General features: G+C 63.4%; 15 protein-coding genes and 1 pseudogene. 10 read left to right on the top strand and 6 right to left on the bottom strand.

All coding sequences use genetic code 11. The annotated features are described in order from the left end of the window. Positions 1-4: 4 nt before the first annotated feature. On the bottom strand, positions 5-778 hold the full coding sequence (locus tag AYK65_RS02835; RefSeq protein ID WP_046119901.1) for an ABC transporter ATP-binding protein: 774 nt from the start codon (positions 776-778) through the stop codon (positions 5-7). 272 nt (positions 779-1,050) lie between these two features. On the opposite strand from AYK65_RS02835, the gene AYK65_RS02840 reads away from it, so the two are divergent. From AYK65_RS02840 to AYK65_RS02880, 9 genes are all read left to right on the top strand, one after another. Continuing rightward, positions 1,051-1,665: a TetR family transcriptional regulator C-terminal domain-containing protein gene (locus AYK65_RS02840; protein ID WP_026613291.1), complete on the top strand. Its 615-nt coding sequence runs from the start codon at positions 1,051-1,053 to the stop codon at positions 1,663-1,665. Between the two features lie 16 nt (positions 1,666-1,681). Beyond that, on the top strand, positions 1,682-2,872 hold the full coding sequence (locus tag AYK65_RS02845; protein WP_081157888.1) for a pyridoxal phosphate-dependent aminotransferase: 1,191 nt from the start codon (positions 1,682-1,684) through the stop codon (positions 2,870-2,872). Continuing rightward, positions 2,869-4,482, top strand: a complete 1,614-nt coding sequence (locus AYK65_RS02850) for a 5-guanidino-2-oxopentanoate decarboxylase (protein ID WP_046119899.1) — start codon at positions 2,869-2,871, stop codon at positions 4,480-4,482. The genes AYK65_RS02845 and AYK65_RS02850 overlap by 4 nt, the downstream gene beginning before the upstream one ends. A gap of 174 nt (positions 4,483-4,656) precedes the next feature. Then, complete coding sequence (locus AYK65_RS02855) at positions 4,657-5,076, top strand: hypothetical protein (RefSeq protein WP_046119898.1); 420 nt, start codon at positions 4,657-4,659, stop codon at positions 5,074-5,076. A 96-nt stretch (positions 5,077-5,172) separates the two neighbouring features. Continuing rightward, entirely contained in the window at positions 5,173-7,707 is a 2,535-nt protein-coding gene (gene secD, locus AYK65_RS02860; RefSeq protein ID WP_026613287.1) for a protein translocase subunit SecD, read from the top strand. Between the two features lie 189 nt (positions 7,708-7,896). After that, the gene (locus AYK65_RS32310; RefSeq protein ID WP_085031651.1) at positions 7,897-8,139 is read left to right on the top strand and encodes a hypothetical protein; all 243 of its coding nucleotides are present in this window, start codon (positions 7,897-7,899) and stop codon (positions 8,137-8,139) included. Between the two features lie 78 nt (positions 8,140-8,217). Next, positions 8,218-8,433 (top strand): hypothetical protein, encoded by a 216-nt coding sequence (locus AYK65_RS02870; RefSeq protein WP_046119897.1) that lies wholly within the window; start codon positions 8,218-8,220, stop codon positions 8,431-8,433. Positions 8,434-8,735: 302 nt separating this feature from the next. After that, on the top strand, positions 8,736-9,191 hold the full coding sequence (locus AYK65_RS02875) for an RrF2 family transcriptional regulator (protein WP_026613284.1): 456 nt from the start codon (positions 8,736-8,738) through the stop codon (positions 9,189-9,191). Between the two features lie 233 nt (positions 9,192-9,424). Continuing rightward, positions 9,425-10,435, top strand: a complete 1,011-nt coding sequence (locus AYK65_RS02880) for a KpsF/GutQ family sugar-phosphate isomerase (protein WP_081157937.1) — start codon at positions 9,425-9,427, stop codon at positions 10,433-10,435. Here AYK65_RS02880 and AYK65_RS02885 read toward each other — a convergent pair. The 5 genes from AYK65_RS02885 to AYK65_RS02905 all read right to left on the bottom strand — a co-directional run bounded on the left by AYK65_RS02885 (position 10,405) and on the right by AYK65_RS02905 (position 23,313). Beyond that, positions 10,405-11,736 (bottom strand): capsule biosynthesis protein, encoded by a 1,332-nt coding sequence (locus AYK65_RS02885; RefSeq protein WP_081157889.1) that lies wholly within the window; start codon positions 11,734-11,736, stop codon positions 10,405-10,407. The two genes, AYK65_RS02880 and AYK65_RS02885, sit on opposite strands and share 31 nt — an antisense overlap. 25 nt (positions 11,737-11,761) lie before the next feature. Continuing rightward, entirely contained in the window at positions 11,762-13,381 is a 1,620-nt protein-coding gene (locus AYK65_RS02890) for an LTA synthase family protein (protein WP_026613281.1), read from the bottom strand. An 85-nt stretch (positions 13,382-13,466) separates the two neighbouring features. After that, the gene (locus AYK65_RS02895) at positions 13,467-14,270 is read right to left on the bottom strand and encodes an SDR family oxidoreductase (RefSeq protein WP_046119895.1); all 804 of its coding nucleotides are present in this window, start codon (positions 14,268-14,270) and stop codon (positions 13,467-13,469) included. 110 nt (positions 14,271-14,380) lie between these two features. Continuing rightward, positions 14,381-15,796 carry an aminotransferase class I/II-fold pyridoxal phosphate-dependent enzyme gene (locus AYK65_RS02900; protein ID WP_046119894.1) on the bottom strand — a complete coding sequence of 472 codons (1,416 nt, stop codon included), beginning with the start codon at positions 15,794-15,796 and terminating at the stop codon, positions 14,381-14,383. After that, on the bottom strand, positions 15,793-23,313 hold the full coding sequence (locus AYK65_RS02905; RefSeq protein ID WP_081157890.1) for a type I polyketide synthase: 7,521 nt from the start codon (positions 23,311-23,313) through the stop codon (positions 15,793-15,795). Before AYK65_RS02905 ends, AYK65_RS02900 begins: the two co-directional genes overlap by 4 nt. Positions 23,314-23,704: 391 nt before the next feature. Here AYK65_RS02905 and AYK65_RS32865 point away from each other — a divergent pair. Beyond that, positions 23,705-23,939, top strand: a pseudogene (locus tag AYK65_RS32865) (polysaccharide biosynthesis/export family protein); the annotation flags it as partial.

Below are 23,939 nucleotides of genomic sequence, written 5' to 3' on the forward strand. Positions count from 1 at the left end.
GAATTCAGTGAATGGAGCTGATGAACTTCTTGAGCCTTTCGGATTTCGGAGCGCCGAAGATCGCCTCGGGCGGCCCCTGTTCCTCGATCACGCCGTTGTGCAGGAAGACGATGTGGTTGGCGACGTCGCGCGCGAACTTCATCTCGTGGGTCACGAGCACCATCGTCCGTTTCTCCCGCGCGAGATCGCCGATCACGGAAAGGACCTCGCCGACGAGCTCCGGATCGAGCGCCGAGGTCGGCTCGTCGAAAAGCATGACGAGCGGCTGGATCGCCAGCGCACGGGCGATTGCCGCCCGCTGCTGCTGTCCGCCGGAAAGAAAAGCCGGATAGGCATCGCGCTTTTCGTAAAGCCCGACGCGCCTGAGCAGCGCCTCGGCAGCCTCCACCGCTTCGGCCTTAGGCTTGCCGAGCACGTGCACCGGCGCCTCGATAACGTTTTCGAGGATGGTCATGTGCTGCCACAGATTGAAGCTCTGGAAGACCATGCCGAGCTGGGTGCGGATGCGCTGGACCTGCTTGCGATCGGCCGGCATCAAGCCGCCGTGGCCGTCCGACTTCATGCGGATTTCCTCGCCGTGCACGCTGATCCGGCCGGCCGAGGGTAGTTCCAGCATGTTGATGCAGCGAAGAAAGGTGGATTTGCCGGAGCCGCTGCCGCCGATGATCGCGATGACGTCGCCTTGATTGGCGGTCAGAGATACGCCTTTCAGCACTTCCAATGGCCCGAAACGCTTGTGGAGGTCAGTGACCGCGATTGCCTGGGCCACATCCGTCATCGACGCGCGGCTCCTCTCAATCGCGGAACGCTAGCCATGAAGACAGTTCCCCTGGTCGTTCTCTCGTGCAGCATCTTCGGCTTGTCACGCTGTTTCTTAAGCAGCATCGTTGCACTTGTGCCGCTATTATTCAAGCGTATAATAACTTCGGCGTCGATTTTTTGACGCCTCTCGCGAGAATGGTCATTCCCCCAACAGGAGCAATGTATGAGCCGGACCGGTTCTGAGGCAAAGACGATCTGGCCTTACGGCCCTGTGGTCAGGAGGCTGCCGTGAACCGGCGCAGCTTTCATCGTGCCCCCGAGGGCGAACGGCGTCAGGAGCTGATCGAAGCGACCCTCGACTGCATCTCCGAGTTCGGCCTCAAGGGAGCGACGGTCCGGCAGATCGCGGTTCGCGCCGGCGTTACGGCAGGGCTCGTGCGTCACTACTTCGAATCCAAGGATCAGATGATCGCGGAGGCCTACCGCGCCGTCATCGCCTCGCTCACGGAAAAGGCGAAGAACGTTGAGGGCGACCCCACGACGCGGCTGAAGGATTTCATCGCCATCAATCTGACCGAACCCGTGGCCGACAGCCGCAGCGTCTCGCTCTGGGCGGCCTTCATCAGCCAGGTGCGTGTCGATCCGGTGCTCGCCGAGATCCACCGCGAAGGTTATCTCGCCTTCCGCAACGCGCTTCAGGATCTGCTCGGCGATTTCCTCGCGGCCAAGGGTAGACCGGCCGGCGCCGAGGAATGCCGCCGCTATGCCATCGCGATCAACGGCCTCGTCGACGGGCTCTGGGTCGAAGGCTGCCTCGCAGGCGATCTCTTTCGCGAGGGCGAGCTGGTCAGCATTGCCATGGCGTCGGTCGAAGCGCTGCTCGGCCTTCCCATCGAAAATTAGAACAAGGGAGGAATATTTGCGTTACGCGTCGATCACCTCACGTCTTGCCGAACTCGGTTCCGGGAAATGGACGCTGCACACACGTGCGCGTCAATTGAAGGCAAGCGGCGCCGACATCATCGAGCTGACCATCGGCGAACCAGATCTGCCGCCGGACCGCGCCCTCCTCGACGAATGTCAGCGAGCCATGAATGCGGGGCGCTATCGCTATTCCAACGGCCGGGGCGAGCCTGGCGTGGTGGCGGCGCTTGTGGAAAAATACTGCCGGCGCCGTGCCGACGTAACGGCGGAAAACATTCTTTGCTTTCCGGGTACCCAGACAGCGCTCTTCGCCGTGATGCTCGGCCTCGCGGAGGCTGGCCACGGCGTGCTTGTCGGCGATCCGCTCTACGCGACCTATGAGGGCGTCATCCGCTCCACCGGCGCCCATCCGGTATTCGTGCCGCTGAAGCCGAAACATGGTTTTCACATGCAGGCGGACGATCTGGAAAAGGCGGTTACACCCGACTGCCGGGTGCTGCTCCTGAACACGCCACACAATCCGACAGGCGCCGTGCTGACGGCGGCGGAGGTTGCGGCGATCGGCGAGGTCGCCCGTCGCCACGACCTCTGGATCGTCTGCGATGAGGTCTACGAGGAGCTGGTTTTTGACGCCGCCTTCGCCTCGCCCTTCGACGATCCGGATCTCGCCGAGCGCACCATTGTCGTATCTTCCATCTCGAAGTCGCATGCGGCCCCCGGCTTCCGCAGCGGTTGGGCCGTCGGCCCTGCCGAGTTCACCCGGCGGCTCCTGCCGGTTTCCGAAACCATGCTTTTCGGCCAGCAGCCGTTCATCGCCGACATGACGGCTTATGCACTGACGCATGAGATCGATACGGCAAGGCAGATGCGCGAGGCTTACAAGCGGCGTGCCCTCCGGATCGTCGATGGCCTTGCCAAGGTGCCTGGCGTGTCGGTCCTGCCGCCGGAGGCCGGCATGTTCGCGCTGATCGACGTCGCCGGCACGGGCCTCCCCGGCGAGGCTTTCGCCTGGGCGCTGCTCGAGGAGGAGGGGGTCGCGGTGATGCCGGGCTCGTCCTTCGGCGAGGAGGCGCGGGACTTCTTGCGCATGAGCCTCACCGTCCCCGACGCCGCCATTGACGAGGCATGCCACCGCATCGCGTCTCTGGCCGAACGTTTGAGCCTTCTCAGGGAGCGCCGCGCATGACCGCTGAAATGAAAACCGTCGGCGAGGTCCTCGTCGATCTGCTTGAGGCGAACGGTGTCGAGGTCGTGTTCGGCATACCCGGAGTTCATACGGTCGAGCTCTATCGCGGCCTGGCGGCGTCGAAAATCCGTCATGTCACGCCGCGGCACGAGCAGGGGGCCGGCTTCATGGCCGACGGCTATGCACGCGTCAGCGGCAAACCGGGTGTGGCGCTCGTTATTACCGGGCCGGGGCTTACCAATACGATCACAGCAATGGCGCAGGCGCGGCAGGATTCGATCCCGATGCTGGTGATCTCCGGCGTCAACCGACGCGACTCGCTCGGGCACGGCCGTGGATTGTTGCATGAGCTGCCCGACCAGCACGGGATGGTGAAGACGCTTGCGCTCTATTCCCACACACTCCTCAATCCGGCGGATCTGCCGCTCGTGGTGGAGCGCGCCTTTGCGGTCCTGCTCTCCGGCCGGCCGGGTCCCGTTCACATTGAAATTCCGACCGACGTGATGGCCGTGAAGATCGAGAGTCGCGCGGCAAAGCCGGCAGCGGCAACCCGTCCGCGCTCCGACAGCGAGACGCTGCAGCGGGCGGCGATCCTCTGCGCCGACGCCTCGCGACCTGTGATCCTCTGCGGCGGCGGCGCACTGACCGCGGAGGCGGAAGTGCGCGAGCTCGCCGAGCGGATCGGAGCGCCGGTGGTTACGACCGTCAACGCCCGCGGCATGCTCGCCGGTCATCCGCTCCGCGTGCCGGCGAGCCCAAGCCTCAAGGCCGTCCGCAGCTTGCTGCGCGAGGCGGATCTCGTGCTGGCGCTCGGCACCGAGATGGGCCAGACGGATTATGACCTCTATGCCGATGGCGGCTTTCCGGCGCTCAAGAACCTCATCCGCACGGACATCGACGCGGCACAGCTCGCCCGCGGACCGCAGGCCGCCCTTTCGATCCTCTCCGGCGCGAAGACGGCGACGGCGGGCATCACGGGCTTCCTGCCCGGTCACGCCGCCGCCAAGGATGGGGCGGCCCGGGCCGATGCCGCGCGTAAGGCGGCGCTGAAGGAGCTGACCGCGAAGATGCGCGCCGAAGTTGGCGTCATAGACATGATCTACACGGCGCTCCCTGATTGCACGATCGTCGGCGATTCGACGCAGGCGGTCTATGCCGGCAATCTCTATTGCGATGCGCCCCGGCAACGCGCCTGGTTCAATTCCGCGACCGGCTACGGCTCGCTCGGCTACGCGCCGCCGGCGGCGGTCGGCGCCTCTATTGCCGATGGCGCGCGGCCCGTCGTCTGCCTCGTCGGCGACGGCGGTTTTCAGTTCTCACTGGCCGAGATCGGCTCGGCGGTCGATGCCGGGGCCCGGGTCGTCTTCCTCGTCTGGAACAATGACGGCTACAAGGAAATAGAGTCCTACATGGTCGAATCCGGCGTGAAACCGGAAGGCGTCAAACCGTCGGCACCCGATTTCCTCATGACCGCCAAGGCCTATGGCGTGCCTGCCGAGCGGCTGGCAAATGTGGACGATCTGCCACGCGCCCTCGCCGATGCGGCCGCGCGCTTCGGGCCTTCGCTCATCGAAATCCATCAGGAGAAGACTGCCGGCATAACCGCTTGACGGCTCCCGTGATTGCATCGCGCCGGGACGGAATTTGACTTTTCCGGCCCGGAATGATGTTAAGAGCGTTAATGCTCGAATCCGGCCACGTTCTTCCATTAAGGTCGGCATTGGGCTGACTTCGTCTCGCTGGCGCCTGTTCGATGGCGCCGAGAGAAAGGGATCGCGTCCTCGATGGACCTCTTGGGTGGTGGCAGCAAGAGCATGCAGGCCAGCCGGCTCCTTGCCGTGCTGTGGCTTTTCTGTGCCTCCCTTGCCATGCAGGTCATCGTGGTCGGCCAAAGCTTTTCCGGCCGCGTGGCGACGGGAGCCGGCGGCGTCGCAGCGCCGGATAGCGGTTCCTCCGATCGCCCGGCTGTCCGCCAGGTCTCAAGGGCCGCTGCTCTGCCCGACCTCCGCTTTACCGGAGAGCGCTCGGACGGGAAATCGACGACCGGCGGCGATCCCGGGTCTGTCCTTCCGCTCGAACGCGTGGCCTTTCCCGCTCAGGAAGGGGCTCGCCCGGTAGCGCTGCCTCAAGGCGAAATCGCATTGGGGACGCCGCTGCGGAGCGAGCGCATTCGCGCCCCGCCTGCGACGATAACCATCCTGTGAGAGTTCGGCGGGGCTTCCGGTCCTGCCTTAAGCCTTTGACGAAACCTGGCCCGGACGCTGCCGAAAGGCGCGTTCAGGCTTTTATGGAATTTCCACATGCGTACATCCAGATGGGCGGTTCTCGCCTATGTCGCGATCATTATCTTCGGATGCCTCGCGGCGCTGCCGAGCGTTCTGACGCCGGCCATGAGGCAGCAAGTCGCTTCCGTTCTGCCTTTCAAGCCGGTCACCCTCGGCCTCGACTTGAGGGGCGGCTCGCACCTCGTGCTCGAGGTCGACGGGGCAGGGCTTCAGAAAGCTCGCCTCAACTCGCTTCTCGACGACACCCGCCGCGTGCTGCGCGGCGAGCGCGTTTCCGCCTCCTCGGCCCGCATCAGCGGCAATAGCGTGACCGTGAGCATCCCGGACGCTGCGGACCGCGAAAGGGTCCTGCCGAAACTGCAGGAACTGGCGACACCCGTAAGCACGGTCGGCTTCGGCGCCACCGCTGCCGAAGTCGAGGTGGCGACGAACGGCGACGTCGTGACGCTGGCCATGACCGAGGCAGGGCTTGCCGACCGCATGACCAAGGCGGTCGAGCAGAGCCTGGAGATCATCCGCAACCGCGTCGACCAGGTCGGCGTTGCCGAGCCGCTGATCCAGAGGATCGGTTCGAACCGCATTCTCGTCCAACTGCCGGGTCTTCAGGATCCGACTCGTCTGCGCGAGCTTCTGGGTTCCACCGCTCAAATGAGCTTCCACATGCTCGATCAGAGCGTGGACGTCACGCAGCCGCCGCCGCGCGGCGTCGACATTCTTCCCGGCGCGAACGACGGCAACAAATATCCGGTCGAAAGCCGCGTCGCCATTTCCGGCGAGCGCCTCGAAGATGCGAAGGTCGGCTTCGACCAGCGTACGAACCAGCCGGTGGTGGATTTCGCCTTCGACTCGCTCGGAGCCCGTCAGTTCGCCGACATCACCCGTGAAAACGTCGGCCGGCCCTTCGCGATCGTCCTCGACGGCAAAGTCCTGACGGCACCCGTCATCAACGAGCCGATCCTCGGCGGCCGCGGTCAGATCAGCGGCAACTTCACCGTCGAGGAAGCAACGGTTCTCTCCGCACTCCTGCGCTCCGGTGCCTTGCCCGCGCCCCTCACCATCATCGAAGAGCGCTCGGTCGGTCCGAACCTCGGCAGCGACTCGATCCGTATGGGCCTCTACACCGGCCTTGCCGGTTTCGGTCTCGTCGTCACTCTGATGATCGTCCTCTACGGCGCCTGGGGCATGATCGCCAATATCGGCCTGGTGCTGCACACGATCATGACGATCGGCGTGCTCGGCTTGATCGGCTCGACGCTAACGCTCCCCGGCATCGCCGGCATCATTCTCGGCATCGGCATGGCGGTCGACGCCAACATCCTCATCAACGCCCGTATCCGCGAAGAGACCGAGGCGGGTGCCGGTGCGATGAAGGCGCTGGACGTCGGCTTCAACAAGGCCTACGCCACGATCCTCGACTCCAACGTCACCACGCTTGCCGGCACGATCCTCCTGTTCTGGCTGGGCAGCGGCCCTGTCCGCGGCTTTGCCGTCACCATGATGCTCGGCATCGTCATCTCGATGTTCACATCGGTCACCGTCGTGCGTCTGCTGATGCGCGAGGTCGTCGTCCGTCGCAAGATGAAGAAGCTGGAGATCCCGTCGCTCTTCGGCCGCGTTCCGCACCTGCCGACCTTCTCGTTCATGAAGCGCCGCTTCCAGGCGATCGGCTTTTCGGCCTTCCTGTCGATCAGTTCCGTCATCCTGTTCTTCACGCCGGGTCTCAACTACGGCATCGACTTCATCGGCGGTATCCAGGTCGAGGCGGTGTCGAAGGAGAAGATCGACCTGCCGACGCTGCGTCACAGCCTCGAGGAGCTCAACCTCGGCGAGGTGGCGTTGCAGGACTTCGGCGGCGGCCAATCGGTGCTGATCCGCGTGCAGCGGCAGCCTGGCGGCGAGCAGGAGCAGACGGCGGCGCTGAACCGCATCAAGGATGCCGTTACGACGGCCATCCCGGGTGTCAGCATGGAGCGGACGGAGGTCGTCGGTCCGACGGTTAGCGGCGAGCTGGCACGATCCGGCTTCCTTGCTGTCGGCCTCGCCATGGTCGCGATCCTGCTCTACATCTGGTTCCGCTTCGAATGGCACTTCGCCGTCGGCGCGATCGCGGTGCTGCTGCTCGACATCACCAAGACCGTCGGCTTCTTCGCGCTCACCGGGATCGACTTCAACCTCACGGCGATCGCGGCATTGCTGACGATGATCGGCTACTCGGTGAACGACAAGGTGGTCGTCTACGACCGCATGCGCGAGAACCTGCGCAAATACAAGTCGATGCCGTTTTCCGACCTCATCGACATGAGCATCAATCAGGTGATCGCGCGATGCATCTTCACCTCGATGGCGACGGCCCTTTCGCTGGTGCCGATGGCGATCTGGGGCGGGGAGGCGGTGCGCAGCTTCGCCTGGCCGATGATCTTCGGCGTCATCGTGGCGACGACCTCGTCGATCTATATCGGCGGACCGATCCTGCTTTTCCTGAGCCGCTGGTGGAAAGATCGGGAAGCCGGCCGCTCCGGGGCGCAGCAGGCGGGAACGCCAACGGCCTGATCGGCTTCTCGCGTTCGCGCAATAGTGATGAAGCGAAAGGGGCGGCCCTGCGGGGCCGCCCCTTTTTCGTCCGAAAGTGCTGTCTTTATCAGAGCCGTCCCTTGCGGGTCGATTCGGCGCTCCCTAAATAGCGCTCGAGCTCACGAAGGGCAGGCGAACAGAATTGTCCACGCGGTCGGCGCCCGAACGTTGAAAAGAGAATTATTTTTCGTTTCTTCGTTTCTGGAGTTGACTGATTTGGTGGATTATTCTAACTTGCAAATCGTGGGGGAAGGAATCCGCCTCGAATTGTTCATGAAACGCCCCGGCGCGCGCTGCCGGGCCAAGCCGAAGGAGAGTGACATGTTCGAAAACACCGCCGCTTTCTGCGGCTCGCGTTCCCTTTGTCGCGCAACGGTGAAAGGGCTCATTCGCACGCTTTGGCGAATGTGACCCTTCGAACTTCCCGAATTCACCCTTTGCCGAGAATCGAATGATCCGCGCCTAAGCCGCGCGGGGGAGCGTTATTACATGAGCAAGCAAGTTATCGAATATGACGGCGAAGCCGTCGGAGTTGTCGTTCCGGATAAAGACCGGCTGAAGTTTCTCGCGGTGAAGTATCACGTCTGGGATCTCGACAAGCAGCATTTCCATTCGGCCGACGAAGCGCGGACAGCGATCCGGCACCTGCTCGCCGGGCGGGGCGGACAAAGCCAGCGTAGTCATTCGGCCGGCTTTGCGGCATGACGCTCGTATCCGAAGCATGCCGCCGCAATATCGATCGAGGTCACGGTGATTTCGGGCTCCCCAAGTCATCGTGACCCGCTTTCCAATGTCGGTGCGCGATGGGGCGCAAGACCGCACACGCTTTCTAACCCTCGATGAACATCATTGCTTCGACGGTCTCCTTTCTGCAGCAGCATTCGACCGCTCATCTTCGCTGATTGTCGACTATAACTGTATATTGACCACGCATTCTTGTGCTATGCCAAGACGAGTTGTGTCATGGACGGTTTCGCCGTTAGCGGAACCGGGGAGAATTGGCTCGAATGCTGACAAAAAAGGGAAAATATGGACTGAAAGCGCTTGTCGATCTGGCGCGGCTGGCGCCTGGTGAAACCGCCTTCATCAACGAGATCGCGCTCCGCAACAATATTCCGAAGAAATTTCTCGACACGATCCTGCTCGAACTGCGCAATGCCGGCGTGCTGCGCTCGAAGAAAGGCCCAGGCGGCGGTTACTCGCTGTCGCGTCCGGCTTCCGAGATCCGCATCGGTCATGTGATACGGACGCTCGACGGACCGCTGGCGCCCATACGCTGTGCGAGCCGCACGGCTTACGAGGTCTGCGAGGACTGCAGCGATCCGGAGACCTGTCGGGTCCGCATCTCGATGACGTCGGTGCGCGACGCCATGGCCTCGATCCTCGATTCGATGACGCTCGCCGAGTTCGCCGCCGATGGCGCGGTCCCTCCGGAAACCACAGTAGAAAAACGTGCCGGGTGAGACCGCCTGTCTCACAACGGCACCGCTTCTCATCAGACGCGCAAAGCCGCTATAGCACTTTGAATTGCTGCAGATGTGACGGTAGAGAGCTGTGAATTGCCGTGCAAATCGGTCCGGATGCGAGGATTCATGCAGCGGGAGACTTGGTTTGCGAGAAAAAAGGGCCTATCTGGCTCGATATTTGCCGCGCCGCTGAAAAGAGCGGCCTCTCGTTAAAGAATCGGGGGTCGATGATGGGCTTGAGACACGTGAAGGCGGACGCGCATTCCGGCGTCGCCGTAATGGATTCGATCCGTCGGACGATAACGACGGCGAAGAACGGCATCGAGGCGCTAGCCGAACACCTGGTGACGGACGCAGTTTTTGCGCAGGGCCTCGTCGATGCCGTCGCATTGGTCGGCGACGGCGCGGGCCGGGTAGTCGTTTCCGGCGTCGGCAAGAGCGGGCATATCGCCCGCAAGATCGCTGCCACCATGGCTTCCACTGGAACTTCGGCCTATTTCGTCCACCCGACGGAGGCGAGCCACGGCGACCTTGGGATGATCACAGCCGACGACGTGCTGATCCTGCTCTCCTGGTCCGGCGAGACGGCGGAACTCGCCAACATGCTCACCTACGCCAAGCGCTTCAAAGTGCCGGTCGTCTCGATCTCCTGCAACCGCGACAGCACCCTTGCGCGCAATTCCGAGATCGCGCTCGTCTTGCCGAAGGTGCAGGAAGCCTGCCCGCACGGGCTTGCGCCGACGACCTCGGCGATGCTGCAATTAGCAGTCGGCGATGCGCTTGCAATGGCCCTTTTGGAACGGCGCGGCTTTTCCGCCGAGGATTTCAAGACCTTCCATCCGGGCGGCAAGCTCGGCGCGCAATTGCGGCTTGTCCAAGAACTCGCACACGTGGCCGAGCAGGTCCCCTTGGTGGCGGTGGGTCGCCCGATGAGCGAGGCGGTCATCGCAATGTCGGCGAAGGGCTTTGGTGTCGTCGGCATCGTCGATGAAAAGGGAGCACTGGTCGGAGTGATCACCGACGGCGACCTGCGCCGCCACATGAGCGGCGACCTCTTGAGCCAGCCGGTCGAAGAGGTGATGTCGCGCAATCCGCGAGTCGTTCACGGCGACGTGCTTGCGAGCGCCGCCATGGAGTTCATGGAGGAGCACAAGATCACCGTGCTCTTCCTCGTCGATGAGGCGGGAATGCCGGTCGGCATCCTGCACATTCACGATCTGCTGCGCGCCGGCGTCGCCTGATCCTCGGATATATTTCTTTTCGCAGGCTTTTGCCGGGGCGGCGGGTCGACGAAGGCGCCCGGCTGATTGACGCTGTCGCGATGCAGCCGCTCGGCGATCGCTTGAGCGCCGGCATCCGTTCCGGCACGGGAATAGAAGTTGCCGCGGACCTGGATCGAGGCGGCCATCAGCCTGAACATCGCCGCATTGAGCTGCGCATCCGGCGGCTGCGGTGCCGCCCAGAATGCGTCGAGCGGCTGCTGATCGGTAAGGCCGCCAATGTCGAAGACGGCCTTGCCGAGGATCTTCACCGGCTTGCCCTGTCTTAACGCATGAAGCCCGGCGGTCGAGTTGACGGTCACCATACCGGCACTGTGCTCGGTCAGCAGGTCGAGATTGCCGCCGTCGAGATAGACGACACGACCCGAGATTCCGAGCGCGGTCGCTTTGCGGCCGATGATCTTTCGCCAGGGGATGAGACCGTTATCGAGCGGATGCACCTTGACGGCAAGCTTGGCAGTCGCCGGCGCCGCGCGTGCGAAGGACGTGAGAATTTCACGGATCGCGTCGCGCTGGCTGCTAAAGGGCGAATGCGCGCGCAGTTGATAATCGGTCTCGAGCTGCAGCGGATGGACGAAATAGGGCGAGCCACTGGATAGAAGGGAGCGGACTATCGCATCGGCCGCCCGCTGGTGGCGCTGGCCGGCCGCAAGCCGCCTCAGCCAGCCGGCATACTCGGCGAGCGGATGAAAGATCGCGTGCCGGCGATAGCCGGGGAAGAGGAACCAGAGGAAGACGTTCGGGAGGTTGTAAAGAAGGTCATAGGCCGCCTCGGCGAGGAAGCTCTGCCGGTAGCGCCGCTGCCAGTCCGGCTCCGGCAATCCCTCTGCAGCCTCCAAAATCTGCGTCGGATCGGCGGGGAAATGCGAGTTGGACGACATGCCGCCGCGCTCGAGGGTCAGCCAGTCCGGCCTGAGATATCCCATTTCGATGACGAAGACTTGCGCGTCGGCTCTTTGGGCGGCGGCTATGGCGATCCGGTGATAAGGCCGCTCCTCGCCGAGCAGGACCAGGTCGCTCACCGCATGCCGGCGGATGAACGCCTCGATATAGGCTGGCCAGCCTTCGATGGAGCCGCGGTAGTTGTGGGCGCCCGGGCGCCGCCAGAAGATCTGATCGCCCGCATTGAGATTGATGCGCAAGCAGACGTGACCGAGCGCCGCGAGCCGCGCGGCGATCTTGGCGAAGATCGGCGAGGATGGTCCCTGCAGGAACAGGAATGTCCGCCGTTGCGAGCCTTTGATCGTCTTGCCTGCCGTCATTGTTAGGGCTTCCGGGTAGCCGCCGCTATTGCAGCGCTTCCTTGTGCAGGTTGGCGTGTTTGAGCAGCGATCGGATCAGGTTCCACGGGTCCTCGTTCTCAGCCGCTTTCGGCTTCTGGCCGGCGGGCCGGGCATCGGCGAGCGGCACGATGAAATAATCCGTCCGGGGGTCTGGAAACGGGTCGGCGAAGGACTTCAGAAGCGGCGCATGATCGCCGTAGAAGACGAGCCAGACGGGCCGGTCGAGCCTGTCGAGGCCGTCGACGAGCTTCTTCAGCGCGGCGTCGGATTGCTCAAGGATCGCCAGGTAGATGTCGACCGGATTGGTGAGGGTCCCGACGCGTCCGGGCTCCCACGGACCGTGATTGGCCATCGACGCGACGAAGACGAAGCCGCTCTCGTCTTCCGGTAACTTGTGAACCTCGGCAAGCACTCTCGTCGCCAGCGTCGCGTCGGAGACGTAGAGCCCGTCCCGTTCGGGATTGTGCTCGAAGGCGTCGAGCATGGTGAGCTTCTCGAAGCCGAGCACCGGCATCGCCTTGTGGCGGAGGAAGAACGTCCGGTCGTAGGGGTGGATGAAATGCGTGCGCCAGCCGGCGCGCTTCAGCTTTCCCGGCCAGACCACGTCGGCATAATGCGCCGCGCGGAGATAGGGGTAGCTCGCGTCGACATGGATGTCGTCCGGCACGAGGCCACTCAGGACGGCGAATTCGGTTCGCAGCGTATAGCCGCCTTCGAAGACATTGCTCAGGCGCCCCCATTGAACCGCTTGCTTGCGAAGCCGGTCGATCGTGGGTAGCTTGATCGAATTGACGCCGAAGTGCCGCATGTCGATGAAGGACTCCGACTGCCAGACAACGATCAACGGCGCTTCCTCGTGGCCGATCAGGTCATGGACCGCTGCGCGCAGGCGTTCGGAAAGCTCAGCGACGATCTTCTCACGCTTGACCCCCAGCCAGACAATGAAGTGGAAGACTACCGAACCGAAGGTGCCGAACCGCACCGTGCTCATCTTCACATTGACCTTTTTGCCCACCAGCCGTTGGACGAGCGCGGCTGTAGGCCGGTTCACCGGCCCGTAGAACAGGAGTAGCCAGGGTCCCGCCGCAATCAAGATCATCACCACGATCCAGAACGACTTGTCCCTTGCGGGCAGGACGCTCGGCTCGAAGTACATGTACATTCCTGAGACGCCGAACACGTATGCGAAGGCGACGATCCAGAAAAGAATGTTCAGTGAGGTCGCGTAGAAGATCGTCTTGTACTTGAAGACGTCCGCGACGAGCGCGATGTCGGAGAAGACCAGCGGCTCGCGGATGAACTTGAACTTCGCTCGGGAAATGCCGGTGAAGATGATGAAGAAGCTCATCGTGCCGGCAGCCGCATAGAGGGGGCGCCAGGAGATTGCGAAAAAGCCGGCGAAGACCAGCGCGATGACGGGCAGGCGGGCAAGCGCGTCGATGATGGCCTGATTGCGCCCGTAGGGGGGAGCGTTCCTCCTGCGCTCACGTGCCGGCAGGGCGAAGCGGTCCGTGAAGAAGATCACCCCGCAGCTCAGCAGATAGCAAATGATGGCCAATGCTATCGGGTAGTCATGCAGGTGGAAGGGAAGAAGCGTCAAGCAAATACCTTTATGCCGTTTCACCGCCGATGCCGTCTCGGCGGCGGTGCCATCCTTTGACTTAAAGACTAAGCTCGGCCGGCACAAGCGTGGCCGGGCTGCGCCCGCCTCACCGTCCACCGCGGCGATCGATTGCCCTGTCGAACCACCAATTGATAAGAGGTCTTATCGCGGGCCCGAAACGGCCAAGCAGGTACAAAGTAGGCCCGAAGTAGATTTCGAACCGCCGGCGTTCGATGCCTCTTACGATCTTCCGGGCGACCGCCTCGGCCGTCCAGGGGCGGACCGCTCCCATTACGACGCTCGCCTCGCGCGGCCGCGAGGCGAGCTCGCGCTCGAACTGCGGCGTCTCGGTGTCGGGCGGAAAGCAGACGGAGACGCTGACATTGTGGCGACGCGCCTCGCTGCGGAGCGCCTGGGCAAAGCCGTGCAGCGCGAACTTCGACGCGCAATAGGCCGTATAGCCGTAAATGCCGATCAGGGCGGCGCCGGAGGAAATCATCATGATGTGGCCCTCGCGCCGCCGCATCATGTCTGGATAGACGGCGCGAATTGCATGGACCGTGCCGAAAAAATTCGTTTCGATCTGGCGGTGGAAGGCCGCGCTCTGCATCGCCTCGAAAGGAGCAGGCTCGACGACGCCCGCCGCCGTCACGAGAATATCGCAGGGGCCGAGCGCATTCACGCAACGGGAGATCGCGGCACCGATCTCATCCCCATTGGAGACGTCGGCGGGCTCGATGCGGATATCTTCGGCCTTCACGCCGTATTTCGATGTCAGCTTCTGCGCCGCCGCTTGCAGGAGATCGCGAGAGCGGGCGATTAGCGAGAGACGCGCGCCGCGGGCGCCGTAAATCGATGCGAGTGCCAGGCCAATGCCGCTGGAGCCTCCGGTGATGATCACATGTGTCATGTAGAGAACCCGCTTGCGGCGCTGTAATGTTATCGGCAGGTGACGCTTTCGACCAAGATGTTAGAGGCGTGATGCGGGCGGAAACCGCGCACAATTTTCCTCGTCCCGCTCTAGCGCGCCGAGAGCGTCTTCAGCATCTTTTCGATATCGACGCCGCCGAGGCCGAAATTGCGTTCCGTGAGCTCCTTCAGCCGCTCGGCGGTCAGCGTCACGGTGCGGCGGATCTGTTCCTCCGTATGGTCTGAGGTGATGAAGAAGCGCAAACGTGCCTGTCCTTCCGGCACCGCCGGGTGAATAATGGGCAGCACGTTGATGCCGGCCGCCAGCAGGTCGTTGGAGAGCTGAACGGCGCGCAGCGAATCCCCGACGATAACCGGCACGACCGAGAAGCCGCCACTGAGCCCCGTATCGAGGCCGGCTTCCTTGGCGAGCTTCAGGAAGAGGCTGCCGTTGCGTCTCAGCGCCGCCGTGCGCTCCGGCTCCCTTTCGAGGATATCGAGGCTGGCGACGGCGGATGCCGCAAGCACCGGCGCGAGGCCGACACTGTAGACGAAACCGCCGGCCGACGCCTTGAGCACGGCCGCCAGCGCCTCGCTGCCGGCAATGTACCCGCCACAACTCGACGTGGTCTTCGAGAGCGTCCCCATCCAGATGTCGACCTCGTGCGGATCGACGCCGAAATGTTCGGCAAGACCTTTGCCGCGCCGCCCGAGGACTCCGAGCGAATGGGCCTCGTCGACCATGAGCCAGAAGCCATATTCGGCCTTGAGCTTCAGCAGCGCCGGCAGGTTGGCGGTGTCGCCGTCCATCGAATAGATGCCCTCGACGATCACCATGATATAACGATAGTCGCCTGCAACGGTGCGCAGCACATGTTCGAGATCGGCGGTGTCATTGTGCTTGAACAGGCGCCGCGTGGCGCCCGAGAGCTTGATACCGGCGAGCGCGCTGTTGTGGATAAATTCGTCGTGGATGACGAGGTCCTTCGGGCCGATCAGGCAGCTGATGGCAGCGACGTTGGTCAGATATCCGCTGACGAAGCAGACTGCTGCGTCGACGCCATAGAAGCACGCGATTTTTTCCTCGAGCTCCACATGCTGCGGCCGCTCGCCGGCTACCAGCCGGCTCGCCGAGGCGGAGATTCCGAAATTGCCGATCGTCTCCTGCGCCCGGTCGAGGACATGGGCATGCTTGTTCAGCCCGAGATAGTCGTAGGAAGCGAAATTGATCAGCTTACGGCCGTCGATCATCGTCGTTGCGCCGGCCGCCGTCTGATGCGGCCGGTAAAACGGATTGGCGATGCCGAACTGCTCGCTCACCAGCTTCTGCGCCTGTACCTGCTTGTATTCCGGCAGGTCTTCGAAGCGGGCCTGCTGGCGACGTGGCGCCGGCGGCAACTCCCGTTCCGAGCGCGCCATTCGGTTGCGCTCGGACGATTGATGCGTATTCCTCATCCTGTCCAGCAGGCTCTCCTTGAGGCTGCTGTTCATCTTGGAGAAGGTCTGGCCGTTTCCGTCGCTGCTCATTGGCTCAGTGCTTTTTCCTTGACCGCCCCGGTATGACGCTGCGTAAGTTCGGTGACGAGCTTGTCGTCGCCAGACTCGCCGTCCTCGCTCTGGTCGCGCTTGCTGACTTTTTCGTAGAGCTTGCGCGCAACATCGCCCACGGTCGTATTGTCGGCGACGCCGCTCAATGGCATATCGAAGCCCGTGTTCTGTTGGAAGCTCATGCCGAGTTCCACCGCCATCAGGCTATCGAGGCCGATCTCCTTCAATATCTTGCCGCGCGTCACCGTATCCTTCGACACGCGGAGGATTGCGGCGATCTCACCAGCCACCAGGTCGAACAGGATCTCCTCCGCCTCCTGCGGCGACTTGCCCTCGATCATCGCGACGAGATCCATCTTCGTGCCCTCGGCACCCGAGGCATGTTGGTCGGCGCTCCGCAGAATCACCTCGAAGAGAGCGTTGCGGGCGACCGGCAGGTTGCGCGCAGCCGTCCAGTCGATCTCCGAAATCATCACGACCGCGGCATCGACCGTGCCCGGATCGGCGGCGATATGGCTCTCGACCATGTCGAGCGCGACTTGCGCCTTCAACGCCGTCTTGCCGATACGCTTGGCGAGCAGGTCGTTCACGTCGGCGTTCTGGGTCAGGTAGCCGGCATCGGCGATCGCGCCGAAGCCGACGGCCAGCCCCGCCAGGCCTTCTTCGCGTCGTGCGCGAGCAAGGCCTTCGAGATAGCCGTTAGCGGCGACGTAGTTCGCTTGTCCGGGATTGCCGACCATCGTCGTTGCCGATGAGAACAGGATGAAGTTGTCGAGCTCATCGCCGCGGGTGAGGCGATCGAGGATCGCCGCGCCCTTGGCCTTCGTGTCGATAACCGGCCGGTTGCGCTCGCGGTTGAGATTGCAGATCAGCGCATCGTCGAGCACCATCGCCGCGTGGACGACGGAGCGGAGCGGCGCTTCACGCCGCAGCGTCGTAAGAAGCGTATCCACGGCTGCGGCATCGGTGATATCGCAGGCATGCAGCGATGCGGAGACGCCGGCCTTCTGCCACCGTTCGATCGCTGCACCCGTCTCCGCATCCGGTTGGCCGCGGCGGGAGCAGAGTGCTATTCGCCGCGCACCTTTTTCGATGAGCCAGTTGGCCGCCGCCAGACCGAAGCCGCCGATACCGCCGACGACGAGATGGATGCCGTCCGCATCGACCTTCATGCTCTTGCTTCGTTTCGCCGTCACCTCGTGTTTACCGGCGGTGGGCGGCAGGACGACGATCTTGCCGATGTGACCGGCATTCTGCATCAGCCGGAAGGCGTTGCCGATTTCATCGAAATCGAATGCGCGATAGGGCAGCGGCGTAAGCCGGCCTTGCTCGAAGAGCGCCCCGATTTCCGTAAAGATGCGTCTGGTCAGCTCCGGCGCATTGACGAGAAGCTGGTCCGCGTCGATGCCGAAATAGCTGACGTTGCGGCGGAACGGCCTGAGCCCGATCTTGCTGTCGGCATAGTAGTCGCGCTTGCCGAGTTCCAGGAACCGGCCGAAGGGTTTGACGAGAGCCAGGCTCTGCTCCATCGCCTCGGCGAAGAGCGAGTTGAGCACGAGGTCGACGCCTTCGCCGCCGGTGACCGCGCGGACGTCGTTGACGAAGCCGAGCGAACGCGAGTCGAAGACATGATCGGCGCCGAGCATCGTCAGGAAGCGCCGCTTTTCGCGCGTTCCGGCCGTTGCGATGACCTTGGCTCCCTTGAGCTTTGCGACCTGGAGCGCGGCGAGGCCGACGCCGCCGGCGGCACCGTGGATCAGGATCGTCTCGCCCGCCTGGATGCGGCCGAGCTCGACCATTGCGTAATAGGCCGTCAGGAAGGCGACCGGCACGGTCGCGGCGGCGACGGGATCCATCGTGCGCGGCAGCTTGGCAATGCCGGCGCGGGCAACGACCGCGTGCGTCGAGAAGGCGGAAGAGGCGATCGCCATCACCGAGTCGCCGACGGCAAGGTCGTCGACCCCTTCGCCGACCGCGACCACGTGACCGGAAAGCTCCATGCCGATTGTCGCGCCGGCAAAACCGTCTTCCAGCGCTTCCTCGGGGAGCAGGCCCATCGCCCACATGACGTCGCGGAAGTTCAAGCCCGTCGCAACAACGGCGACGACGACTTCGCCCGGTCCGGCCTCCGGCACCGTGCTTTCTTCCCAGGCGATGCTTGCGACCTGCGAGCTGACCCGCTGGCGAATGGTCGCCGCCGCAAAGGTGTTCGTCTTGCCCGCGGTCCTGCTCGCCGCGCCGGGGACAGCGCGAACTTCCGAAAGCAGCCCGGCTGCCCGGTCGAACAACCACTCGCGGTTCGGCCCCGACACCGTCAGCAGGGGGAGCGCCGAGGAAAGCATATCCGCGTGGCTGAAGTCCGCGTGATCGGAGAGATCGAGCGCATGAACGTCGAGGAAGTCGTATTCGTTCTGCAGAACGCGGACGAACGCCCACAATCCCGCATTGATCCCCGAGCTTGCCGATCCGGAGACCGGCGCGCCACCGGGAGCGACGAGCACGAGGCGCGGACGGTCGTCGCCGGTTGCTTCGGCGTCTGCCTGATGCTGCCTTAACGCCTCGGCGAAGGCGCTCAGTGCCAGCACGCGCGTTTGCAGCAGCGCGGAATCATCCGCGCCAAGGCGGTCCGCCGGAGACACGAAAATCGTGCGCACCGGTCGCTCGCCAAGCGCCTCGAGGGCGGTGCGGAGCGTTGCGACATCAGCGGCCATATCGCCGGTCACGGCAACGGGAATTGCGTGCGTATCGACGGGCAGCGGCTCTTTCCGGGCATTTGCAGTCTCGACCAGCAGATAGGAGGCCGCAGCAATCCGGTTCGCCTCGGCGCCTGCACTTGCCGCCACCGCTGCGCCGCGCGCCTCGATGAGGATAGTGCTGCCGTGCGGGCACTCGCGGTCGGTGACGGCGACGTCGCTGAGGTCGAGATCCGTAAGGCATTTCTGCCAGTGTGGCACGGCCGCGATCTTGCCGATCGGGAACTCCGCCGTCTGGCTGCGCGAATACCATCCGTCCGAGAGACCCAAGGCGAAGTCACCGAAGATCGACGGCGCGCTGACCGCTGCGACCACGGCTCCGTTTTCCCTGAGCTTGGATCGCAAGGCGGTGCGGACGCCGCTGTCCTCTTCGATCAGCTGGTAGAGATTGTCCGAAGCGCTGACGGCGAGATCGAAAGGCGCGATCGCAGCGAACTCGCTCTTCTTGAGGATGCGCACATGCGCGTCCTCCTCGAAGGCGATCTCGAGGTTGCGCTGGGCGTTGTCCCGCGGTTCGACGACGGTGAGCGTCGCCCCGTGTCTGGCCGCGAGCTCGGCGAGCCGCCGCGTGAAGCCGGCGGAGACGCTGGCGAATTCCACGATGCGCAAGCGGGCGCCTTCGGCCTGCGACACGAGCGCCCGCTCGACGGCAGCGAGAACCTCGTCCATGCGCGAACGGCTGGCGACGGAATGCACGGCCTGATGATCGAGCGTCGCCTCGCTCATAAAACCGGCGTTGAAGGATGTCGAGGCATCGCTCTCTGCGGTGGAGGCGAAGAGCTTGTCGAGCCGGCTGAGCGCTTCCGCATAGGCATTGTTGACAAGCACCGCTTCCACGGCGCGATCGGGACGATCACCATAGAGTTCGCCGAGAATTTCCGGCACTGTCGGCAGCGCGAATTCCGGGGCGATTTTCCAGGTGCCGTCCTGATGCTCGCAAAGCCCCGCGTCCTCGAGCGCATAGAGACAGCTCATGAGGAAGCATTGGAAAGCGAAATCGCCGGGCAGTACGTGGCTTTGGATCGTGGTCTTTCCTCTGCCGAGCTTCAGGGCGATTTCCTGGCAGGCGCGGTAAATGGCGGCATTGAAGAGCAGCGTCGCATTGTCGGGACCGTCGTCGGAGGCAGTCTGATGCGTCAACTGCGCAGGGATGGCCGCTAAAGTCCTCCCGCCGGGCAAAGCCACGTCGGAGAGCGTCGTCTCATAGTGGAAGGAAAGCCCCTCCAGCGTCTTGTGCTTGCGCAAATAAGTGCGGCGGAAGCGGCAATCGTCGAAATGGGCAATCGGCGCGCCGGCCGCATCGAAGAAGTGGAATCTTGCCTTGATCGAATTGGTGCTGACGCGCTCGATCTCGATCAGGGCACGAGCAATCGGCCGGCCGGCGTTGACGATGCGTACCGAGCCGAAGCGCACCGGGATGTAGGGCGCGCCGCCCCGGTCGCCGCTGAAGCGGTCGAAGAGGGCGACCAATCCATGGAACGTCGCGTCGACCGAGATCGGATGAAGGGCATAGGTGATAAAGGGATGTCCCGCCGCCTCCGGTGCTTTCAGCTCGACATCGATGAACCGGTCTCCATAGGCCACGGCTCGCGACAGAAGCTGGAAATGGGGGCCGTAATCCAGCCCGAACTGTTTCGCCGTTTCATAGGCCTTCGATGCCGTGACGACCGCGGTTTTGGCCATGCCGGCGAACGATGGAGAATTTTCGTTCGTTCCGGGCGTGGGTTTACGGCATCGAGCGACGGCATGGACCGTCCAATCGTCTTCCGAGAGACGCTCGCGCGACCGGATCTCGATGTCTCCGGTCTCGGGCGACAGGATGGTCGAAAGTTCCATGATGCGGCTGTCGCTGAGTTCCAGCGGCCGTACGATCTCCAGATTGGTGATCTCGATCTCGTCGCTGCCGTAATATTGCTGCGCCGCCGAGAGCGCCACCTCGATGAAGCCGCTGCCCGGGAGGATCGCCTTGCCGTCGACGACGTGCTCCGCGAGATCCGGGAAAAGATGCGCGTCGACGTGGTTCTTCCAGCTTCCGGAATTGGGGTCGCTGCGCCAGCCACTGAGGCGGTAGGGGTTGCCAGAGCGTCCGAAGAGGTCCGTCGCATCGGTCGTGGCAGTCGGGCGCAGTTCGACCGGCTCGAAGGGCAGGACCGGCAATGTGATGAACGCGTTGCGCTTGCCGTAGACGCGCGGCCGGTCGACTGCCGCGCCATGCGCAACGGCACGCGCCATCGATGCCGAGATCGGGTCGTGGCCGTTTGCTCCGGCGTCGCGAAGCAGCGTCGGAACAACGCTCGCCGGCATCGCTGCCTGCTTGATGGTTTCCTTCACATAGGATGCCAGGATCGGCCGCGGAGAGATTTCGATGAAGAGCCGACAGCCGAGCTCGAGCGCAGCTTCGGCTGCGGCTTGGAAGCGCACCGGCTCGCGAACGTTTTTCCACCAATAGTCGGGATCGAGCTCGGTCCCGTCGAGCGCGGAGCCGGTGACCGTCGAGAGATAGGTCAGCTCCGCGTGACGCGGGGCGATATCGGGAATATCGGCGAGAAACGCCTGTTTCGCCTGGTCGATGATCGGATGGTGGAACGGATAGTTGATGTCGAGAATCTGTACCGGGATCTTCGCCTTGCGGGCGGCGTCGCGAAAGGCGGAAATCTCGTGTGCCGGCCCGGAAATCGTCACCGAGTTATGTGCATTGACGGCTGCGACGCAGAGATCGTTGAGGCCGCGCGCCTTGGCGAAAGCGTCGGCCGCTTGCTCGCCGAGCATGACGGCGGCCATGGTGCCCTGGCCTGCCAGGAGATCCTGGTGCAGGGATCGCTTCGCGACAATCGACACGGCATCGACCAGCGACAGCGCGCCTGCCGCGTAAGCCGCAGCGATCTCGCCGACGGAGTGACCGAAGACGGCGGTCGGTTTGATGCCCATGGCGACGATCGAGTCCGAGAGCGCGGCCTGGATCGCGAAGAGCAGCGGCTGGGCGACCTTCGTGTCGGCAAGCTTTCGTTCCAGCTCCGGATCGGTCAAGAGGTCGGTGAGAGCGATGTCCGAATGGAACTTGAAGAGGGCGCTGACCGAGGTGAAGGACTGACGGAAGTGCAGGTTCTCCCGGAACGCCTCGACGCCCATGCCGGCCCATTGCGAGCCGTTTCCAGAGAAGACGAAGGCGACCTTTGCGTCCTTCACGGCTGCTTCGCCGATCTCGCCGATATCGGAACCGGGCTTTTCGAGGTGGATCGCGATGGCCCTGACGATTTCCTCGGGATGATCGCTGCGCGCTACGAAGCGATGGCGCATATGCGTCCGGTTGGCGCCGGAGGCGGCGATGATCGCGCGCGTCTCGTCCCTGGAGGCGCCCTGAAAGGCGGCCTTGTAGTCCTTGAGCAGGTTCTCCAGGCTCGACGCCGTATGGGCGCTTGCGAGGAATACATGGCCTGCCGGCGAGGCCGCACCCTTTTCCTGCTGTGCCGGATCCGGATCGCTGATGACGACGTGCGCGTTCGCACCGCCGAAACCGAAGGAATTGATGCCGGCGAGCCGGGCGCGCTTGCCTTTCAGAAGCTCGATCGGATTGGCCGTGACGCGGACGTTGAGGCCTTCGAAATCGATGTGCTCGTTCGGCGTATCGAAATGCAGCGATGCCGGCAGATAGTTGTTCTCGAGCGCCAGGACGGCCTTCAGGATTCCGAACAGGCCGGATGCGGGCTCCGTGTGGCCGATATTCGATTTGATCGAGCCGATCGGTACCGGAGCCCTGCGCTTGGCGCCGATCACCGTGCCGATGGACCATACCTCCGCCGGATCGCCGACCTTGGTGCCGGTGCCGTGACCTTCGATGAAGGCCACTTGATTGGCGTCGATGCCGTTGCCCTCATAGATCGCCTTGAGCAGATTGGCCTGAGCCTCGCGCGACGGCAGCGAGATGCCGTTGGTGCGGCCGGCCGAATTGACGCCGGAGGCGACGATACGGGCATAGCTGCGGTCGCCCTCGCGGCGCGCCCGCTCCGTGCGGCGCAGGACGAAGACGACGCCGCCCTCGGCGCGCACATAGCCGGCGCCGTCGTTGTCGTAGGCGCGGCAGAGCCCTTCGGGCGAAAGCATGCGCGCCTGGGCGAAGCCGACGAAGGGAAGCGGATGAGCAAGGATGTTCACCCCGCCGACGATCGCGGTATCGATCTCACCGGCGTTGAGCGCCCGCATCGCCTGGTCGAGGGCGACCAGCGAGGAGGAGCAGGCGGTGTCGACGGTCATGCTCGGGCCGCTCAACCCGAAAACATGGGAAATGCGGTTGGAGACGATCGAGAGCGTGTTGCCCGTCATGAAGTAGGGGCCGGCGGCAGCCGGGTCTTCGACCGTCAGGTTGGCGTGGTCGAGGCTCGAGGCACCGACATAGACACCAACGTTCTCGCCGTGCAGTGATACCACCGAGATATTGGCATCTTCGAGCGCGCGCCAGGCCAGCTGCAGAAGGACGCGCTGCTGCGGGTCCATATACATGGCCTCGCGCTGCGACATGCCGAAGACCGCAGGGTCGAAGTCATAAATCTCTTCGAGAACGCCGGCGGCAAACGAATAGGTCTTGCCCTGCGTGCCCATCGCCGGGTGCCAGAATCGCGCCAGATCCCAGCGGTCCGAAGGGACGCGGGACACGGTGCACTTGCCCTGACGAAGAATTTTGAACAGCGCCTGAGGAGATGTCGCTCCGGGGGCAAGGCATGCACGCCCTATGATTTCAACCGTCATGTATGATCGAACGCTCTGAACTGCCGTTAAAATTGTCTTGGCTCATTGCTCTATCAAACTTGAATTGCAATGGGCAACATTCCTCTTCGGTGGATTTCCCGGTTTTATCCCCTCTGCTGTATTAGGGAGCTTTTAACTCAAAGTGCCTAGCTTTCAACCCCGAAGGAGTAGATATACGCCTAGTATCGCTCGTCCAAGACAATTACCGCGACAGTCCGTAACCGAAGTCGAAGCGGTATGACCGGAAAGGCGCAGTCCCAAATAATTTGGCTGCCATGGCGGAGAGGTGGCTTGTTGCGGGACGGTCTTTGTGCTTTTCAGAGGCCGGCGGAATTTATGCGGCGCAGTTCCTTCAATAGAATCATGGCTGTGCCGAATACGGAGTGTCGTAGTGAAACGAGTGACTGCCCTTTTGCTTTGTACCGCGCTTGCGGGATGTCAAGCCGTACCGGGCGAGGGCCCTCTGGCAACCGATATCGTCGCAGACGCCGGCCAATCCGGCGCACAGATCGGTAGAAAGAACGCCACGGTGTTCGATATCGTCGACGTTGACGGCCAATCGGCGCGGCTCGTTTCCGATTATGTCGCCACCACGCTCAGCCGTCGCTTCGGCATCGGCGGCGGTG

It is taken from the genome of Ensifer aridi (assembly GCF_002078505.1).
In the GTDB taxonomy this organism is placed as follows: Bacteria; Pseudomonadota; Alphaproteobacteria; order Rhizobiales; family Rhizobiaceae; genus Sinorhizobium; species Sinorhizobium aridi.

Coding starts and splice junctions, on each gene's coding strand:
- AYK65_RS02835 (WP_046119901.1), bottom strand. CDS start 778: ATGACGGATGTGGCCCAGGCAATCGCGGTCACTGACCTCCACAAGCGT.
- AYK65_RS02850 (WP_046119899.1), top strand. CDS start 2,869: ATGACCGCTGAAATGAAAACCGTCGGCGAGGTCCTCGTCGATCTGCTT.
- AYK65_RS02855 (WP_046119898.1), top strand. CDS start 4,657: ATGGACCTCTTGGGTGGTGGCAGCAAGAGCATGCAGGCCAGCCGGCTC.
- secD (WP_026613287.1), top strand. CDS start 5,173: ATGCGTACATCCAGATGGGCGGTTCTCGCCTATGTCGCGATCATTATC.
- AYK65_RS02870 (WP_046119897.1), top strand. CDS start 8,218: ATGAGCAAGCAAGTTATCGAATATGACGGCGAAGCCGTCGGAGTTGTC.
- AYK65_RS02875 (WP_026613284.1), top strand. CDS start 8,736: ATGCTGACAAAAAAGGGAAAATATGGACTGAAAGCGCTTGTCGATCTG.
- AYK65_RS02880 (WP_081157937.1), top strand. CDS start 9,425: ATGGGCTTGAGACACGTGAAGGCGGACGCGCATTCCGGCGTCGCCGTA.
- AYK65_RS02885 (WP_081157889.1), bottom strand. CDS start 11,736: ATGACGGCAGGCAAGACGATCAAAGGCTCGCAACGGCGGACATTCCTG.
- AYK65_RS02895 (WP_046119895.1), bottom strand. CDS start 14,270: ATGACACATGTGATCATCACCGGAGGCTCCAGCGGCATTGGCCTGGCA.
- AYK65_RS02900 (WP_046119894.1), bottom strand. CDS start 15,796: ATGAGCAGCGACGGAAACGGCCAGACCTTCTCCAAGATGAACAGCAGC.
- AYK65_RS02905 (WP_081157890.1), bottom strand. CDS start 23,313: ATGACGGTTGAAATCATAGGGCGTGCATGCCTTGCCCCCGGAGCGACA.